Raw genomic sequence first — 18,346 nt, forward strand, 5'->3', positions numbered from 1 at the left:
GACCCGGGGTCAATTAGCCGAGCAGCGGCCCCGCCGGCGCGGTCACTTCGACGTATCACCCTTGTCCACAATGCGTTTCAGCGGCGTGATGCCGGGATGGCCGGCGTCCTTTGCGATCGACTTGGTCACCGGCACATTGGGCGGGGCCGTCGTGCGGCCCTTGACGGGCTGGCCGTTGGGCACGCCGGGGGCGGCGATCCGCTTGGCGTCGGCCTTGTCATCCTTACCGCCCTTGCCGCCGGCGCCCGCTCCGCCGGGCATCATCGGCATCATCCCGCCGCCGCCCCCACCCGCGGTGGGCGCACCACCCGCGGGACCGGCCGCACCGGTATTGGCCAGCGAGCTGGCGGGTGTTGTCGGCGTCGATGTCCCCGGAACCGGGGGCGGGCCCAGGTTGCTGGCCGGCGTGGTGCCCACGCCCAGCCCACCGCCGCCTCCGCCGGTGCCGAAATCCCCGCCGCCCAAGCCGGGGTCGGGACTGATGTCCGAGGCCAGCGTGGTGCCGCCGAGCCCGGCCTTGCCCAGGGACGACGCCGCGCTCATCAGTGGCGACAATGCACCTTGGCCGGCTTGCATCAACCCCTGGGGCAGTTTTGTCACCGCGCCGAGAGCTCCGCTGAGTGCGCTGGTGATGCCCTGCATAGCGCTGTTGACACCCTGCATCGCCCCGCCCATGGCTTCTTGGGGAAGCTGCTGCTGCGGCGCCATCGAGGGGGCGGCCTCGGCGGCGACATTCTGGAACTTCGAGACCGCGTCGGCCTCATGCTCGGCGAACTTGCGCACGGCATCGGCGGCGTGGCCGGTGCGGTCTCGGTGATCGTTGGCTAGTTCGGTGTTCTGCTCGACCAGGTTCAGGTTGGTCGCGGCACCGAAAGCCGCCATCGTGGCATCGACCGGAGACGATCCGCCCGGATGGACCGGTCCAGGGGGGATTGCCGTCGGGGGCTGTGAGAGCGCAATGTGCAAGAAGTCCGCACCGTAATGCCTTACGAAGTCGTCTGTCATGGCGTAACACCTCCATGCCGTACTGCCACTGCCAGATACCACGCCAGGTGGTAGCGGGCCAGCTCTTCGCTTCCGTCGATCAGGGCGTCGATGGCCGCCAACAGCATCCAGTCGGCAACATCCCGCGGAGCATGTTGGGGATAGGCCGACAGTACGCGCGTCTGCGTGTCGGTGACTACCTGCCGGAACAGCGCGATTTCGTTGTCGGCGACGCCGGACCGGCGGGCCACGGCGCGTGCCACGGTCTGCACGATCCGCGGCAGGCGGTCGCTGGTGCCGGTGACATCGATGAGCGTGGGACCGAGTTCGTCGACGTGCTGGCCATAGCGGGCGCGCTCGCCGCTGCCGGGAATCGGATCGTTCGGACCGGCCTCGGTGACGTAGGTGTTCGGTTGGTGGGCGGCGGCCGCGATCACCGCACCGAGCAGATCGACCGCGCTGGTGTCGCGACGGCGGTGGGCCGGATCCAGCAGCGTGAGCCCGGGCGGCAGTTTGACGGTGGGCGGAATCCAGCCTCCGGCTAGGTCGGTGGCCAGCACGGTGGTGGTCTCGTCGTCGCGAAGGCCGGCGGCCCAGGCCAGGTTCGGTGCTTGGCGGGCTACGGCGTCGACTTTGCGCTGCAGATCTTGGTGTTCGGCCAGCCGTCGCGCGGCCGTACCGGCTCCGGCCCCCGCGGTGGTCCCGGCGCCCATGCTGCCGGCCACCGATGCGCCGGACTGACTGGCTGCGCCGGGCGTCGGCTTGCCCGGTGGCGGACGATCACCGGTGGAGGCCACCGTCGGACCCCCGGACGTCGGCGTCGTGGGGCCGCCGGGCGGGGGCGGGGGAGTCGGGCCCGCTGGTCCGGCAGGCGCCGTGGGTGCTGCCGGGACAGCCGCAGCCGCTGGGCGCAGGTCTGCCCCGTAGCCGGGCAAGGGACCCGACGGGACTGCCGGGCCGGCGCTGATCGGCCCCGACGACACCGAGGCCGGGCTCGCTGTCACCGGCGGTGCCGTTGGTGTTGCCGGTGTGGCGCCCGCAGTAGGCGCAGCGGGGGCCACCTCCGTGCTTGGGCTGGCCAACTGCGCCATATTGCCGAGCGCACCGCCGGCCATCGGCGTCACCGACGGCGAGGGGGGAATCTGCGACGGCTGGCCGAACCCTCCGGTGCCTGCTCCGCCCGGCGGTAACGGCGGTGGTGGCCCGCCTGGTCCAGGAGGCCCACCTCCCGGCATGCCTGACGCGAATGCTTGAGCCGGCCCGCCTGCGGGAAGACCGGGGGGCATGCCACCGCCGGGTGGGCCGCTGAGGCCTGGCATGGCGGAGGCCATGGGCGACGGCACGCCGCCGCCTCCACCCATCGCCGGAGGGCCGGGTATCGCACCTGCCGGCGGCGCCAACGCACCGCTAGAGGCCGCGGATTGGCCGGTCAAGGTGTCGCCGGTCGTAGTAGACGCGGGTGTGATTGTCACGCGCGGTCCGCTTTGGCCGTTGGCGACGCCGCCGTTGGTTCCCCCCGTGCCGTTGGCGACGCCGCCGTTGGTGCCGCCGGGGCCGGCTCCGCTTTGGCCGTTTGCGACGCCGCCGTTGGTTCCCCCCGTGCCGTTGGCGACGCCGCCGTTGGTGCCGCCGGGGCCGGCTCCGCTTTGGCCGTTTGCGACGCCGCCGTTGGTGCCGCCGGGGCCGGCTCCGCTTTGGCCGTTGGCGACGCCACTGTTCGTGCCAGCCGTCCCGCCAGTGTCGTTGCCGCCTGCGCCGCTGTTGGCGGGGCCTTCCGGCAGAAGGAGTTCGTCCACGCTCTTGGGAACTGAGTGATTCTCCGCGTCTCCAGTGCCGTACGGGAACGGAAGCTGGTCGGTACCAGCTGCTTTCCTGCTCAGCTCTTCGCTGGTGGGCGGTTGCGGCGGTGGCGTGCTGAATTTTGCGCCGTTATCCTGCAGCCACTTCTGGGCGTCACCTTCGATGCCCAGTTCATTGAACATCTGTTGGGTTGCCGCGATGATCTTGCCGTTGGCTTCGGAACTATATTCGGCAGCCTTCGCGTTGGCTTCGGCGATTAGTCCGATGGCTTCGGTCATTGCCTCGGGCGTATTTTTCGCTACCAGGACGTCGATTTGTGGGTTGTACTGGTCGGCGATTTTCGTCAAGTTCTGACGGAGTTCTTTAACGGCCTTGACAACGCTGTCGCTGGCGGTGCTTTTGCTCCGACAATGCTCGGCGGCGTTTATCAGGCGGTTGTAGCCGATACGTAGCCGTATCAGCTCGTCTTCCGTGGTTTTTCCACTGTTTCTCGCGCTTACGCCGTTTGTGAAGTCCCGGAGGTCGTTAGCTTCGTTCTCTTTGGCGCCGGATTGGCTAGACCAGTGCTGGATGCCGCTCTCAGGTTGGGTCGGGGCGCCAGGCCACCATGCGCCCACCAAATAAAATGACCATTTACCCGGTGGAAGATCGGTCGGCGAATCAGTCACCGCATAAATCCTTCGGTACGCGTTCTTTGGCGTTTACGGCATCTACGGCTGAATCGAATCGTGAGTCGCCCGCTCTACCGCTGGACGACTCGACAACCAAGCTTTCGTACGCTTGCACCACCGCGTTCCCCGCATCGCGAGCCGCGGGTTCCAATGCGGGGTTGGATGCCGCGGCTTCGAGGATGAGGGCGCCGTTTACCAAGGCGATACGTCCAAAGCCTGCGTCGGGTCCGTTGGTCTCAATGTGGACAGCGTCCATGGCGGGTTTGAACCGACCACATAAGTCGGTCTTGGCGGCCGTCCTTTGGGCCGCCGAATAGGTCGGGCTGGCTGGGGGTCGAGTGAACGCCACGATTGCCAGGATCATAGAGGCGGCACCCAGCAAAGCACCAAGTGCCGCGAGTACTAATGCTGACCGGCGACGCGGCTGAGCGTTGGGAGCTGCCGGCCACGGGGGCGATGGCATGGTCACATTGCGGATGGTAGCCCTCAACGGGATTTCACGTTTACATCCTGATTGAGACCGCGTTTGTTCCTCCAGCGAGGTCTTGGGCGTCGAGCGGTCCAGGACTCCGCGATCAGGCTCGCTGCGTCATTGGCGCATCGTAGGAGATGGCCTGGGTAAGTCTGCTGGCGCGCGTTCAAACCGTGCCGACGTGGTCGGCTATCCGGCGGCGGCCTACTGGCCGCACAGTGTCTTGAGGGCGCTCTCTTGCGAAATCACAGACTGCAGTGCGGCTTTGTAGTGGGGGTCATCTGAGCCCATCGACGATGCCGCCGCCATCGTCTGATATGACTCTGCTAATGAGTCCGCAGCAGCACTGTAAGCGGGGTCAAGCGCCGGGTCTGCAGCAGCGGACTGGAGCATGTTGGCGCCGTTAACGAGCGAGATACGCGCCAAAGCAGCGTCACTCCCGTTGGTCTCGATATGTTCCGCGTCCGCCGCAAGTTTGTACCTCTCGCAGAGATGCGTCTTCGCAGCGGTGCGTTGCCCGGCGGTATAGACGGATGTCGAACTCGCCGGCCGGATGAGTGCCACGATCGCCAGAATTAGCGCGGAAACCGATAGCGCCGCAACCAGTGTGAGAAGGATTGGTGACGATTGTCGGCGCAATGGCACCCCCAACGGTGGTGCGGACCAAGGCGGCGGCGTGGTGTTCATAACCGGATCCCTAGCATAATCATGCGCCTGATACATCCGGTATCACAGAGGTTTGGAGGGCGCACCGCAATGGCGACACTACATGGCGCATTCGTCGTAGCACGGCTTATGGCGGCTTCAACCTTGCCGGGCTGCCGGGTGCTGATCTTAGCCCAACTGGCGGGCTCCGCTGCGGCGGCAGTCTCCAGGGCTTTTAGGTGCGGCGTGGGCGAGCGACCTACTCACTCACCGCACAACGCCGCCATTACGCGGTCCTTGGCATTCATGTCGTCCACCGAGGCCAGGTACTGATCTCTGGTGGCCATGCCTGTTGTGCCCAGAGCTGCTGTCGTCTGGTAGCTGCTAGCTAGTGCACGAGCAGCGTCACGACGCTCGGCGTCCAGGGCCGGATCCTCGGCGGCGACATCCAACATCAACGCACCGTTCGTAAGGGCGACTCGTGCGAGTGCGGCCTCGCCCGAGGGGTCACTAGTTTCGATGTGCATTGCGTGTGCAGCTAGCTTGTACCGCTCGCAGAGTGTTGCCTGAGCGGCTGCCCGCTGAGTGGCAGTTGTGTGATTCAGGCCGGACGCTGTCCGGGTGAGTGCAACCGTCGCCACGATCAACGCGGCGACTGATAGCAATGCAGCAAGGGCCGCGAATATCGCAGTGGACCGCCGGGGCGACTGGGCGGCAGGCGGTGTCGGCCAAGGAGGTGGTGTCATCGTCACATTGCGGATGGTAGACCTCAACCAGGCCCAAGGCCCCTGGATCGCACCCGGTTGCGCTGACCCCTACCGCCCCAACGGCTTATAGAACACCAGCCCATTGCCCTTGTTGTCGTAGACCACCGCACGCCGCTCGTGCGCGTCGTCGTAGGGGCCCTTCACGATCCCGCCGCCACTGGCCTCGATGGCTTTCGCGGCGCCGTCGACGTCGTCGGTCTTGATGCCGACCACGACCTGCCCGTGAATGGGGTGATCCACCGCGGTCGCCAATGCCAGCGTCACCGATCCGCCGTCGAGGGCGGCGAAGTGCGCGCCGTCGCGAAACTTCAGCGGCATGCCCAGGGTCTCGCTGTAGAACTTGATCGATTCGTCCAGGTCGTCGGTGGACAAGACGATCATCCGGATGTCGTGGTCGCTCACTGCTACCTCCTGTGGGTTCGATCTCGGTCCAGGCTAAGCCCGGGATACCGTCAGCGGGTGGGTAAACGCCTTGCCGCTTTGGTCATCACGGTCGTTCTCGTCGCCCTGCTGGTCAATACGGTGGTCACCGACCGCATCGCACGGGCCGCGGAGCCGTTTGCGCAGGGGCGGGTGCTGCAGCTGCCCGGACCGGATCTCAACGTGCGCGAATACGGCTCGGGCGGGGACCGCGCCATCGTGCTGTTGCACGGCTACTCGGCATCGATTCAATGGTGGGATGCGGTGGCACCGGCGCTGACAAGCGAAGCCCGCGTGGTCGCAATCGACCTGGTTGGCCACGGCGGCTCCGAGGCCCCGAGCGAAGCGGGCCCGTACAGCGCGGAGGGGCAGGCAGCCGCCGTGCACCACGCGCTCGACGCCCTGGGCGTACGCCACGCGGTGCTGGTCGGGCATTCGATGGGTGGGACGGTGGCCACCGCGCTGGCCGAGAGTGCACCGGACCTGGTGGACCGCGTGATCGTTTCCGACACCCCAGCGGCGCTGGGGATGACGGCGATGCCCGCGCTGGGCAACGCGGTGTGCTGGCCGGTGCTGGGCGCCGCTGTCGATCGGTTGCGCAGCCTCGACGCCGTCGACAAGAGTTCGCTGCAGACCGGGTTCGCCGCGGACTTCCCGATTCCGGAGTTGGCCTACCGGTCGTTGAAACGGATGACCCACAACGCATTGTGCGACGCCAAGACCGCGGGCCGGATCAACGAGCAGCGGGCGGTGGCCGACCGGCTGGCGAGTTTGGGCAAACCGGTGTTGGTGGTGTGGGGCGACAGGGATGTGCTGACCCCGACTGCCCAGAACGTCGAACGCTATCGCCAAGCCGGCCTGCAGCCGGTCGTCATCGCCGGATCAGGACACAGTCCCTTACTCGAGAAACCAAGCGAATTCATCAGCACCATCAAGACTTTCGTCAATGGAGAACACAAAAGCTAGGTCGGCCATGTCTGCCGTGCCACCCGGTGGAAGTTGCCACCGAGCACGGCGTTGACGTCTGCGTCCGCCCAACCCCGTGCCGAAAGGTGTTCGCGCAGCCCCAGCCAGGTCTCCGGCGGCATCCACTGGATCGGACCCCAACGGGTGTAGCTCTCGTCGAACAACTGCGGGTTGGCGACCAGCTCGGCGTTGAAGTCGGCGTGGTCGAAGGAATAGTCGGTGCTGACCCCGACATGCTCGATGCCCACCAGCTCAACCGCGTACTCCAGGTGGCGCGCTACCGCGTCGAGCGTGGGGGTATTGGGGCCCAAGAAGATTCCCACCGCGGTGATGCCGACGACGCCGCCGGTGGCCGCGCACGCCCGGGCCTGATCGTCGGTGATATTGCGGGGGTGGTCCCACACCGCCCGCATACACGAATGGCTGTAGACGACCGGGCCGACCGAGACCGCGCACATGTCCAGGCCGGTGCGGGCGCTGCAGTGCGAGCCGTCGGGAACCATGCCCACCGCGTTCATCTCGGCGACGATCGCGCGGCCCCACGCGGTCAGCCCGCCGTCGACGGAGTCCAGGCAGCCGCTGCCCGCACGGTTGGCGTGGTTGTAGGTGGGCAACAGGGCGCGGACGCCGTGCGTGGCCAAGACGGCCAGGTTGCCCAGATCGTCGTCGAGCGGGTTGGAGTCCTCCAAGTCGAAGACCACCGCGATCCCGCCGGCACTGGTGATCGCGTCGACGTCATCCACTCCGGTCGCCACCGTCAGGCCCGGGTGAGCGTCGATGGCGCGGCGGAAGTGCCGCAGCAGGGCCAGCGAGTCGGCGAAGCGCTGCGGGGCATAGCCCGCGTTGACCGACAGCAGTGCGCCACTGGAGTGCTGGTAGCGCGCCAGCGAGGCCACCTCGGCGCTGTCCTGCAGCGGCAAGCAGGTGTGCTGATCCCACAGCAGCGTGCTCATAGCCGCTGATCTTGCTCTGCACGGCGCCCGAATGCGACGCATTAATCTAGCCGCATGGCAATCGACGCGCGGCCCGCGCTGAAATCGGACATCACACCGCTGGCGCAGGCGTTGGGGCGCGCGTTCTACGACGACCCGGTATCGATGTGGTTGCTGCCGGACGATGCCGCCCGCGCCGAACAGTTGACGACGTTCTTCGGGACCTCGACCCGGGTTCACCACTTGGCGGGCGGTGGGGTCGAGGTGGCCTACGACGGTTCGGTGGTCGGATCGGCTGCGCTGTGGGATCCGCCGAACCGCTGGAAGCAGTCGACCTGGTCGCAGCTGCGGATGGTGCCTTCCCTGTTCCGGTCGTTCGGCTTTCGCCTTTCCCAAGGGCGGGCGCTCGCGGACCTGTTGGATGCCAACCACCCCGAGGAGCCGCACTGGTATCTGGCGGTGATCGGCAGTGACCCGTCCGTGCGGGGGCGAGGTTTCGGGCAGGCCGTCATGCAGCCGCGGCTGGATCGCTGCGACGCCGAGTTGTGCCCGGCGTACCTGGAGTCCAGCAAGCACGAAAACGTGCCGTACTACGAGCGTTTCGGCTTCCGGGTGATCGGCGAGATCACGTTGCCCAACGGAGGACCGACGCTGTGGCGGATGTGGCGGGAGCCGCAGACCCCGTAGCGGCCAAAGGGTCAGTCCCCGATCGAGCCGCTGAGTCGTTCGGCGGCGGCGAGGTAGTCCTCGGCGAACTCGAACACGACGTCGCGGGCAGGCTTCACCTTGTTCATCAGACCGACGCCCTGGCCCACGAAATAGGTGGACAGGGCCTGCGCCCCAGGGTGTCCGGTGGCGGCCAGCTTGTCGATGCGACGCAGGGTGGGTTCGGCGATCATCGACTGCAGCGGTAACGGCAGCGTCGGGTGGCCCTTGTCGTTGGGCCGCCACGCATCCGTCCAATCAGAGATCAGTTGGCGAGCGGGCTTGCCGGTGCGCCCGGTGGAGCGAATGGTGTCCCGCGACGTAGCTGCGAGCATCTTCTGCACGGTGTGCGGCGCGGTTTCGGCTTCCTCGGTGGTGAGCCACACCGAACCCGTCCACGCACCGGCGGCGCCCAAGGCCACGCAGGCCGCCATCTGTCGACCGGTGACGATCCCGCCGGCGGCAAGCACGGGCACGGCGTTGTCGATCGCTTCGATCACTTCGGGAACGACGACCAGCGTGGAGACTTCGCCGCAGTGGCCGCCGGCCTCGGTGCCCTGAGCGACGATGAGGTCGACGCCGTGGGCCACCTGTTTGATCGCATGTTCCTTGGCGCCCACCAAAGCCGCGACCGGGATGCCGTTGTCTTTTCCGGACTTGATCATGTAGTCCGGCGGCACCCCGAGAGCGTTGGCCATCAGGCGGATGGGATGGGCGACGGCAACCTCGAGCAGTTGCTCGCCGGCGCTACCGGCGAGCATGGCCGAACCCAGTCGGGGGGTCTCGTCGGGCTCAATGTCATGCTGCGCCAGCAGGTCTGCGATGAAGGCCCGGTACTCATCGGGGATCCGGTCGGACAGTTGGCGGCCGGAAAGGTTCTCGCCCTTGCCTTCGAATTTGGCGGGCACGATGATGTCGATGCCGTAGGGCTTTCCCTTGACCTGCTCGTCGATCCAGCTCAGCTCCCGATCCAACTGCTCGGGGGTGTAGGCGGCGCCACCGAGCACGCCGAAGCCGCCCGCGTTCGTCACGGCGGCCACGACATCGCGGCAGTGGCTGAACGCGAACAGCGGGAAGTCGATGCCGTACTGCTCGCAGATGGGGGTCTTCATGGTGTCGCCACTCCTTTGTTCAACGGGGATCGAGGACGGCTCCTGGCCCCGCGAGCCGAGGTAACTGCCAGGACGCTATCGCAGCCCAGGTGACGCGTCGCGGCTGGTGCGGCTCCCGACCCAAACACCGATGCCGCCAGGTCAAAGACCTGGCGGCATGTCGGCGTACGAAGAGCTATCAGCCCACCAGTGCGTCGAGCAGCCCCGACAGGTCGGAGTCGCCCAGGTCGGGAGCCGAGACGCTGTGGTCGGCCAACAAGGACTCGATCCCGGTGAACTCGGAGCTTCCTGGCTGCGGCAGCGGCGGGTCGGTCGGCGCGATGACTCCGGATCCCGTCAGGTAGGCGACGCCGTGGGCCACCAGCTGGGTCGAGTCCACGATCAGCCCGCCCACGAAATCGTTGACCTGCTGGGCGAATTGGGCCAGTCCGCTGATCAGGAAGATGTCCTGGTCGACGATTCCCTGCAGGAACTTGTCGATGTCGGTGACAACGCCGTTGAGCAGGTACGGGATGGTGGCGATGACGGTACGCAGACCCAGCGCCAGGTCGTTGCCGATGTTCGGGTAGCCGAACATCGCGATCGCGTCGGTGAGGGCCTGCTTGAGGTCGGTGGGCTCGACGATGCCGTTCAAGACGGTCGGGTCGTTCGCCATCGAGACACCGTCGAAGTCCGACCGCATCGGCACACCGAACAGCGACAAGATCGTGGGCGTGATGTCGGCGATCGAGTAGTTCAGGTTCTGGCTGCCGTCGGTCGCGTGATCGCCGGCCTGATCGAAGATGACGAACTGCGACGTCTCGTTGGGCGACTGGAAACCGTGCCCGAAGCCCAGCGACTGCTGGTGGCCGTGGTCGGTGGTGATGATGATCGACCAGTCGTCACCGGTGGCCGCCTTGGCCTGCGCGACGGCGGCCAAGATCGCTTGAATGTTGTCGCCCACATTGATCACGGCCTGCTGGTACTCGGCCGACCCGCCGCCGAACCCGTGTCCGGCCTCGTCGACCTGCACCTGGTAGGAGAACATGAAGGTGTCGATGTTCGGGTTGGTTGTGGTCGCCAGGATCTGGGCGATCGTCTGTGCGGTGACTTCCGCGTCGGTGTCGGCCCAGCTGTTCTGGAACGGGACGAACAGGTTGTTGTCGGCCCCGTAGCCGCCCGCGGCGCCGATGTCGTTGATGTAGTCCCAGTCGGCGATCACCGAGGTCTCGATGTTCGGGTTGTGGTACTCGAGCAGGTTGAACACCGTCGGCCACGAGTTGTACGGGCTGGACTCGAACACGTTGTTGATCACGCCGTGCTTGTCGTCCCACACCCCGGTGAGGATCGTCGACCACGACGGGCCGGAGATCGTGGTGTGGTTGACCTCGCTGGTGGCCCCGGTGATGCCCTGGTCCATGGCGGTCTTGAAGCCGCTGTCTTCGTTGTAGGCGTACTCGAGGATCTTGGAGAGGTTGGTCCCGTCGGTGCCGATCAGCAGCACGTGCTCGGCGGCAAGCAGCCAGTCGGCCGTCGTTGCGGACAGTCCCGCCGGCGTCCCGACGGCGGCCCCCATCCCGGCGACCAGGCCGGCGACGGCCACACCACTGAGGAACTTCTTGATTGTTGTCACGATCGGATTCCCTCGTACGAGTTATGCCAGCCAATTGGGCGCAAGACTAGCAGTTACCCAGCGAAAACTCAGCTTTCTGCCCGAAATCGCTCATTTGGGCAGGGTGTTGCTGAGGAGGCCTGTGGGTTATTTCAGCTGGCCAGACGCGCGTAGTCCGAGGTGTATCAGCTCAGCGGGGCATCCACGTCGAGCAGCAGGGGCAGCTCGGCGCCGCCCAGGTCGGGGGCTGCGAAGGCGTGGTCCGCCAGCAAGGAGTCCAGCGAACCGGTGAACTCGGCGCCCCCCGGGACGGGCAGCGGCGCGTCGTTCGGTGGGATGACGCCGGCCCCGGTGAAGTACGCGACCACCCTGCCGATATCGGTGAGCACGTCGGCCGTGGCGTCGCCGACGGTCTTGAGCACCCACTGTGCGCCCTCGGCGAGCCCGCTGACCAGGAAGATGTCCTTGTCGACGATCGACTGCAGGAAGTTGAGGATGGGCGGCAGCGCGTAATTCTCGAGGAAGTAGCCGGCCCCGCCCGCCAGCGCCCGGATGCTCAGCATGATGTCGATGCCGATGTTCGGGTAGCCGTAGCTGTGGATCGCGTCGGTGAGCGCCTGCTTGAGATCGGCCGGGAACACGATGCCGTTGAGGATGTCCGGGTCGGTCTGCATCGGGACACCGTCGAAGTCCGACCGCATCGGGATCCCGAAAGCCTGCAGGATGGTGGGCGTGATGTCGACGGTCTGGTAGCTCAAGCTCTGGCCGCCGGCCTGCGCGTCATTTCCAGCCAGCGACAACATCACGAAACTCGACGTCTCGTTGGGCGACTGGAAGCCGTGGCCGAGGCTGAATCCGAACAGGTCCGGGTTCTGCTGGTGGCCGTGGTCGGTGACCGCGATGATCGTCCAGCGATCGCCGGTGGCCGCCTCGGCGGCGGCGACCGCCTCCAGAATCTCTTTGAAGTTGGCCCCGACGTTGATGACGGCGTCTCGGTACTCGTCCGAACCGCCGCCGTACGAGTGCCCGGCATGGTCGACCTGCGACTGGTAGGAGAACATGAACGTGTCGAGGTTCGGGTTGTTCGTGGTCGCCAGAATCCGGGAGATGGTCTCCTGGGTGACCAGGTAGTCCATCTCCGCCGAGGTGGAGCCACCGGAGATGCCGATGATGTTGTCGGCCGGATAGCCGCCCGTGGAGGCCATGTCGGTGAACAGGCCCCGGCCGGAGATCACGGTGGTGTCGACCTCTGGCTTGTTGTACTCGATCAGGTTGAACACCGACGGCCAGGTGGTGTACGGCTCGGGCCGGTAGACGTTGCTGACCACCCCATGCTTGTCGTCCCACACCCCGGTGAGAATCGTCGACCACGACGGCGTGGACATCGTCATATGGCCTGCGATGGTGGTGGCCGCGGTGATGCCCCGGTCCATCAGCATCTTGAAGCCGCTGTCGTCGTTGTAGGCGTACTCCAGGATCTTGTCCAGGTTGGTGCCGTCGGTGCCCAGCAGCAGCACGTGCTCGGCGGCGAGCATCCACTCGGCGGTCACGGCGGACAGGCCCGGCTGCGTCCCGACGACCGCCGCACCCGTTCCCGCAACCAGGCTGGCGACGGCCGTACCGCACAGAAACTGCTTCACCTTCGTCACGATCGGGGTCTCCTCGTTGAAGTGGTTTGGTGTGGCGCCGTCGGTTTCGGCGGATCAGCCCAGCAGGGCCTCGATGTTGAGCAGTTGAGACAGGTCGGAGAACTCGGCGCTGCCCGGCGCCGGTAGCGGCGTGTCTTCGGGCGCGATCACGCCCGACCCCAACAGGTGGGCGACCACCCCGGCCACGGCGTTTGTCGAGTCGACCACCGCCCCGCCGACGGTGTTGACCAGCCACTGGGTGCCCTCGGCCAGTGCGCTGATTCCGAAGATGTCCTGGTCGACGATCCCCTGCAGGTACTGGTCGATCTGGGTCACAAATTTGTCGAGGAAGTAGGGGATGGAGGCGAACACCGTCCGGATGCCCAGCGTGAGGTCGTTGCCGATGTTCGGGTAGCCGTACATCGCGATCGCGTCGGTGAGGGCTTGCTTGAGGTCGACGGGCGTGACGTTGCCGTTCAGGACGGTCGGGTCGAATGCCATGGAGACGCCGTCGAAGTCCGAGCGCAGCGGAATGCCGAACAGCGACAAGATCGTCGGCGTGATGTCGGCGATCGAGTAGTTCAGGTTCTGGCTGCCGTCGGTCGCGTTATCACCGGCTTGATCGAAGATGACGAACGACGTTGTCTCATTGGGCGACTGGAAGCCGTGGCCGATGCTGAGCCCGGGAAGCGTCACCGTCTGCTGGTGGCCGTGGTCGGTGGTGACGATGATCGACCAGTCGTCGCCGGTGATCGCCTGCACCTGAGCGATCGCGGCCAGGATCTCCTGGATGTTGGCCCCGAGATTGATGATGGCCTGCATATATTCTTCCGACCCGCCGGCGAACGAGTGCCCGGCGTGGTCGGCCTGCGACTGGTAGGAGAACAGGAAACTCGAGATGTCATCCGGGTTGTCGGCCGTGCCGAGGATCTGGGCGATGGTGAGCGCGGTGACCAGCTCGTCGCTGTCGGCCGCACTGTCCCCGGCCGGGACGAAGATGTTGTTGTCGACCGCGTATCCGCCGGTGTCGGCCAATTGGTTGAGGTACTCCCAATTGCTGATGATCGTGGTGTCGATCTCCGGCTTGTTGTACTCGATCAGGTTGAACACCGACGGCCACGCGTTGTACGGCTCGGGCCGGAACAGGTTGTTGTAGACCCCGTGCTTGTCGTCCCACACGCCGGTGAGGATCGTCGACCACGACGGCCCGGAGAGAGTGGTGTGGTTGGTCAGACTTGCGGTTCCGGTAATGCCCTGGTCCATCGCCGTCTTGAACCCGCTGTCGTCGCCATAGGCGTACTCCAGGACCTTCGAGAGGGTGACGCCGTCGAGGCCGATCAGCAACACGTGCTCGGCGGTGAGCATCCAGTCGGCGGTCAGCGTCGACAGGCCGACCTGCGTCCCTACCGCCGCTCCGGTTCCCGCAACCAGGCTGGCGACGGCCGCACCGCACAGAAACTGCTTCACCTTTGTCACGATCGATTTCCCTCGCCGGAGTTACGCGGACTACTTGGCGGCGATGCTAGCAGCTGGCCCCCAGGAAAAATTCAGCTTTATGGCCCGCATCGCTCATTTACCCAGAAAGTTACTGAGGAATCTGGGTTAACCGTCCAGGTGCGTCGGCGCCCGACGCCTCCGGGCTAGAGGACTTTCTCGCCGCTGAGCAACGTCGCACGGAACTGCATCACGCGGTATGGCCACCCGTGTGCGGTGTTCCACTGCGACACCATCAGACCCACGCCGCCGGTGCGATCCACCCGGGAGCCCGGCAGCACATAGCCGCCGTAGAGCTGCGCGACGCGGCCTCGCGCGTGATCCTCGTCGTCCCAGGTGCTCCCGAGCAGCGGTCGTTGCAGCGGCGCCTCGGCCAGTTCGGAGGTGGGGGAGCGCAGCACCCGGTAGCCCAGGGCGTAGCGCGACGATGCGAATCCGCCGAGAACCCAGGTCTGCGGGGCCAGGCGCCGCAGCGACAGCTCACCCCATGTCTCGCCGGGAGGGGTGATGGGCACCGGGGTGCGGCCCCAGGCTCGCCGCTCGCCGCGGTACCCCCAGCCGGAGTACTTGCCGGGATCGCCGATATCGGCGGGGCGCACCCTCCGCAGGATCACGCCCTTGTCGCGCTGGAAGCCGGTCGAGACCACATACACCCAGCCGTCGTCGGGGTCGTAGTCCCAGGACCAGCATTGGGCGTACCCGCGATGCAGCCGCGCGGGGAACCGCGTCCCGATGTTGCGCCAGGTGACTCCGCTGTCGGCCGATTGCCAGATCTCGGTCCACGCCACCGTGCCGAACCCGCGGTTGACGATCGCGTGCAGGTAGAGCATCTGCTCCACCCGCAGCAGATCTGACGGGATCACGGTGCTGATGGCGTAGCGGTCCAGCCGAGAGGCCGGTTCGCGGTGTCGGTAGTGCCACAGCTGGCGGGCGTAGTGCGCATCGGTGCCGCCGGCTCGTTGGTAGCGCACCCGATGCCCCGCATCGCCGGTACCGATCAGGATCACCGGCGACCGCCAATCGCCCTGGCCCACCCGCTCTCCGGCGAAGGTGTCGCCGAACACCGATACCAGCGTGCCGTTAGGGGCCAGTACTGAGGCGCCCAGGTCCGCGCACGTCACGCCCCACCGGTCGGTGATCCCCGGGCCGGTGACATCGGCCAGCTTCCCGGGGGCGTTCCGCGCGGCGGGGTGCACCGCTCACGGCTTGCTGCGCCAGCCGCCGGCGGCGACCGCGATCATCCGGAGTTGTTTGACCGCAACATGTTTGATCTCGGCGAGCGTCTCGGCGTCCGGGGCGTCCTCGATGGCCTCCGCGGTGACGATCATCGCGTTGACGAACAGCCCCGCCAAGATGTTGAGATCCTCGGCGCTCCACGCATTGAACCCCGGGAACCGTGCCAGATCGGTGGCCAGCTCGGAAGTGATCAGCCGGATCTCGGTGCGGATCGCATAGCGCAGCACGGTCACCCCGCTGAAGCGTTCCCGGTTGATGAATCGCCAGTATTCGGGGCGGGAGGCCACGCTGTCGACCAGGACCTCCACCGAGGACTCGATGACCCGGCTGGGGTCCACACCGCCGGTTCGGGCGTCGCGCAGTGTCTCACGCAGCGCGCGAAACGATTCGTCGATGAGCACCAGGCCGAGGGCGTCCATCGACTCGAAATGGCGGTAGAAAGCGGCCGGAACGATGTGGGCGGCCCGAGTCACCTCGCGCAGGCTCAGCGCGCTGAAGCTGCGTTCGGCCAGCAGGGTCAGCGCCGCGTTGATGATCGCGCGACGGGTGGCTTCCTTGCGCTCCTCGCGCGAAACCCGTTCCGGACCGTCGGTCCGAACTGGACGCGGAGGCCGCTCGGGACGCGGCGGACGTTCGGGCCGGGGTGGCCGCGTGCGCCCGGACCGTGAATTCGGCGTACGACTGTTCACTGTTGTGAAGCGTAACACAACGGGCGAATAGCCCTTGACTGGTCGTAAACAAGTGTTCACTGTGTACATATGTTCACTCAAACTTTGACGCGGCGGGTACTGGGCTCCAGCCTGGTCGACCTGCTCACCGGTCCCCATGGGGTCGACCGCTACACCGAACTGGTGTCGCCGACGTGGACCCGCAACGACGCCCGCGCCCGGGTGGTCGCCGTCTGGCGCTCCACCCCGCGCAGCGTGACTCTGCTCCTCGAGCCCAATGACGCGTTTCCCGGCTTCAAGGCAGGCCAACACGTCAACCTGTCCGTCGACATCGACGGGCGCCGGCGCACCCGGTGCTACTCGCCGGCAAGCGCCGAGGGCCAACGGCTCCTCGAGCTCACCATCGGCCGCCATGACGGGGGCCTGGTCTCCGAGCACCTGTACCGCAACGCGCAGCCCGGCATGGTCGTCGGACTGGAGAAGGTCGGCGGTGACTTCGTGCTTCCGGCCATCCGTCCGCGCAGGATTCTGCTGATCTCGGGTGGCAGCGGTATCACCCCGGTGATGTCGATGCTGCGCACGCTGATCGCCGAGCGCTACGACGGCCGGGTGACGTTCATCCACTACGCGCGCAGTCGCGACGAAGCCTGCTACCACGACGAACTCGCCGAAATACGCCGAGTTCAGGTGCTGCACGGCTACACCCGTGCCAGCGAACACGGCGACCTGCAGGGCCATTTCAGTGCGGAGCATCTGCGGGCCGCCATGCCCAACCCCGACGCGGTGTACGTGTGCGGGCCGCCGGCCCTGGTGGCGGCGGTGCGGGAACAGTGTCCCGACGCGATCTCGGAGAGCTTCGTGCCGCCGGAGTTCGCCGTGCCGGCCGACCCGTCCGGTGGGCGGGTGAGCTTCCTCGGCAGCACCATCTCGGTCGTCGACGACGGCCGGCCCCTGCTGGAGCAGGCCGAATCGGCCGGTCTGCAACCGGCGAGCGGATGCCGAATGGGCATCTGCCACAGCTGCACCTGCCGCAAAACCGCTGGCACGGTGCGCAATCTGATCACCGGAGCGATCTCCACCGCCGAGAGCGAAGACATCCAGATCTGCGTGTCGGTGCCCGTCGGCGACGTCGAAATCGACCTGTAAACCCAAAGGAGCCAACCATGTCAGCACCAGTCCTCGAAGCGACCGAAGTCCTCGAAGCCCCGCGCGTCGACCTGCCCTCGCGGCTCGATGAGTTCGGCGCCGAACTCGACGCCCTGCGGCAGCGTGTCCTCGAAGACCTCGGGGAACGCGACGCCGACTACATCCATCGGATCATCAAGGCGCAGCGCACCTTGGAGGTCGGCGGACGTGCCCTGCTCTTCTTCAGCATCATCCCGCCGGCATGGCTGGCCGGGACTGTGATGCTGGGCTTGTCGAAGATCCTCGACAACATGGAGATCGGCCACAACGTCATGCACGGCCAGTACGACTGGATGGGCGAACCGGCGTTGTACGGCAAGCACTTCGAGTGGGACACCGCCTGCCCCGCCGATCAGTGGAGGCACTCGCACAACTACATGCACCACACCTACACCAACATCGTCGGAATGGACCGCGATGTCGGCTACGGCATCCTGCGGATGAGCGAGAAGCAGCCCTGGGAGCCCTACTTCTTGGGCAACCCGCTGTACGCGTTCCTGCTGATGGTGCTGTTCCAGTACGGCGTCGCGGTACACGAACTGGAGACCGAACGCATCCGGGCCGGCGAGATCGGGTTCGCCGACAAGAAGGAGATGCTCCGCGAGACCTGGCAGAAGGTGCGCCGGCAGACCCTCAAGGACTACGTCGCGTTCCCGCTGCTGGCTGGGCCGTTCGCGCCACTGGTGTTCGCCGGAAACATGACCGCCAACCTGATGCGCAACGTGTGGGCCTACACGATCATCTTCTGCGGGCACTTCCCTGACGGCACACAGGAATTCACGATCGAGGAGACCGAGAACGAGTCACGCGGCATGTGGTACTTCCGCCAGATTCTCGGTTCGGCGAACCTGACCGGCGGCAAGTGGTTCCACATCCTGACCGGCAACCTGTCGTTCCAGGTCGAACACCACCTGTTCCCCGATCTGCCGGCACACCGGTATGCCGAGATCGCGCCGCAGGTGCGCGAGATCTGCGAGCGCTATGGGGTGCCCTACAACACCGGACCGCTGCTCAAGCAGTTCGGCAGTGTTGTCCGCAAGATCTGCAAGCTGGCGCTGCCCTGGAATTGA

General features: G+C 66.3%; 16 protein-coding genes. 4 read left to right on the forward strand and 12 right to left on the reverse strand.

Annotated elements, in window-relative coordinates:
- Nucleotides 1–42: 42 nt before the first annotated feature.
- The 5 genes from ABW16_RS16700 to ABW16_RS16720 form a co-directional block, all read right to left on the reverse strand.
- A complete protein-coding gene (locus ABW16_RS16700; protein WP_233424800.1) occupies nt 43–882 on the reverse strand; it encodes a hypothetical protein in 840 nt (279 codons plus the stop codon).
- Nucleotides 883–1,001: 119 nt separating this feature from the next.
- Nucleotides 1,002–3,062 carry a DUF5631 domain-containing protein gene (locus ABW16_RS24580; protein ID WP_233424801.1) on the reverse strand — a complete coding sequence of 687 codons (2,061 nt, stop codon included), beginning with the start codon at nt 3,060–3,062 and terminating at the stop codon, nt 1,002–1,004.
- Nucleotides 3,063–4,131: 1,069 nt separating this feature from the next.
- Nucleotides 4,132–4,614: a hypothetical protein gene (locus ABW16_RS16710; RefSeq protein ID WP_047320316.1), complete on the reverse strand. Its 483-nt coding sequence runs from the start codon at nt 4,612–4,614 to the stop codon at nt 4,132–4,134.
- 221 nt (nt 4,615–4,835) lie between these two features.
- A complete protein-coding gene (locus tag ABW16_RS27315) occupies nt 4,836–5,099 on the reverse strand; it encodes a hypothetical protein (RefSeq protein WP_052956952.1) in 264 nt (87 codons plus the stop codon).
- Between the two features lie 288 nt (nt 5,100–5,387).
- Nucleotides 5,388–5,720 (reverse strand): VOC family protein, encoded by a 333-nt coding sequence (locus ABW16_RS16720; RefSeq protein WP_373693206.1) that lies wholly within the window; start codon nt 5,718–5,720, stop codon nt 5,388–5,390.
- A gap of 78 nt (nt 5,721–5,798) precedes the next feature.
- Between ABW16_RS16720 and ABW16_RS16725 the strand changes: the two genes are divergently transcribed.
- Complete coding sequence (locus ABW16_RS16725; protein WP_047320317.1) at nt 5,799–6,725, forward strand: alpha/beta fold hydrolase; 927 nt, start codon at nt 5,799–5,801, stop codon at nt 6,723–6,725.
- Here the strand turns inward: ABW16_RS16725 and ABW16_RS16730 are convergent.
- On the reverse strand, nt 6,722–7,678 hold the full coding sequence (locus tag ABW16_RS16730) for a dipeptidase (RefSeq protein WP_047320318.1): 957 nt from the start codon (nt 7,676–7,678) through the stop codon (nt 6,722–6,724). The genes ABW16_RS16725 and ABW16_RS16730 overlap by 4 nt on opposite strands.
- Nucleotides 7,679–7,732: 54 nt before the next feature.
- Between ABW16_RS16730 and ABW16_RS16735 the strand changes: the two genes are divergently transcribed.
- Entirely contained in the window at nt 7,733–8,344 is a 612-nt protein-coding gene (locus ABW16_RS16735; protein WP_047320319.1) for a GNAT family N-acetyltransferase, read from the forward strand.
- A gap of 11 nt (nt 8,345–8,355) precedes the next feature.
- Here the strand turns inward: ABW16_RS16735 and ABW16_RS16740 are convergent, their stop codons facing one another.
- From ABW16_RS16740 to ABW16_RS16765, 6 genes are all read right to left on the reverse strand, one after another.
- Nucleotides 8,356–9,474, reverse strand: a complete 1,119-nt coding sequence (locus ABW16_RS16740) for a nitronate monooxygenase (RefSeq protein WP_047320320.1) — start codon at nt 9,472–9,474, stop codon at nt 8,356–8,358.
- A gap of 178 nt (nt 9,475–9,652) precedes the next feature.
- The gene (locus ABW16_RS16745) at nt 9,653–11,086 is read right to left on the reverse strand and encodes an alkaline phosphatase family protein (RefSeq protein ID WP_047320321.1); all 1,434 of its coding nucleotides are present in this window, start codon (nt 11,084–11,086) and stop codon (nt 9,653–9,655) included.
- Between the two features lie 164 nt (nt 11,087–11,250).
- Entirely contained in the window at nt 11,251–12,714 is a 1,464-nt protein-coding gene (locus tag ABW16_RS16750; protein ID WP_047320322.1) for an alkaline phosphatase family protein, read from the reverse strand.
- 54 nt (nt 12,715–12,768) lie between these two features.
- The gene (locus ABW16_RS16755) at nt 12,769–14,169 is read right to left on the reverse strand and encodes an alkaline phosphatase family protein (RefSeq protein WP_047320323.1); all 1,401 of its coding nucleotides are present in this window, start codon (nt 14,167–14,169) and stop codon (nt 12,769–12,771) included.
- A 164-nt stretch (nt 14,170–14,333) separates the two neighbouring features.
- A complete protein-coding gene (locus ABW16_RS16760) occupies nt 14,334–15,383 on the reverse strand; it encodes a DUF4185 domain-containing protein (RefSeq protein ID WP_047320324.1) in 1,050 nt (349 codons plus the stop codon).
- A gap of 3 nt (nt 15,384–15,386) precedes the next feature.
- Complete coding sequence (locus tag ABW16_RS16765) at nt 15,387–16,112, reverse strand: TetR family transcriptional regulator (protein WP_047320325.1); 726 nt, start codon at nt 16,110–16,112, stop codon at nt 15,387–15,389.
- Between the two features lie 69 nt (nt 16,113–16,181).
- On the opposite strand from ABW16_RS16765, the gene ABW16_RS16770 reads away from it, so the two are divergent.
- Both ABW16_RS16770 and ABW16_RS16775 read left to right on the forward strand, forming a co-directional pair.
- Nucleotides 16,182–17,237 carry a ferredoxin reductase gene (locus ABW16_RS16770; protein WP_047320326.1) on the forward strand — a complete coding sequence of 352 codons (1,056 nt, stop codon included), beginning with the start codon at nt 16,182–16,184 and terminating at the stop codon, nt 17,235–17,237.
- Nucleotides 17,238–17,254: 17 nt separating this feature from the next.
- Nucleotides 17,255–18,346 (forward strand): fatty acid desaturase family protein, encoded by a 1,092-nt coding sequence (locus ABW16_RS16775; RefSeq protein WP_047320327.1) that lies wholly within the window; start codon nt 17,255–17,257, stop codon nt 18,344–18,346.

It is taken from the genome of Mycolicibacter heraklionensis (genome assembly GCF_001021505.1).
Lineage (GTDB): Bacteria > Actinomycetota > Actinomycetes > Mycobacteriales > Mycobacteriaceae > Mycobacterium > Mycobacterium heraklionense.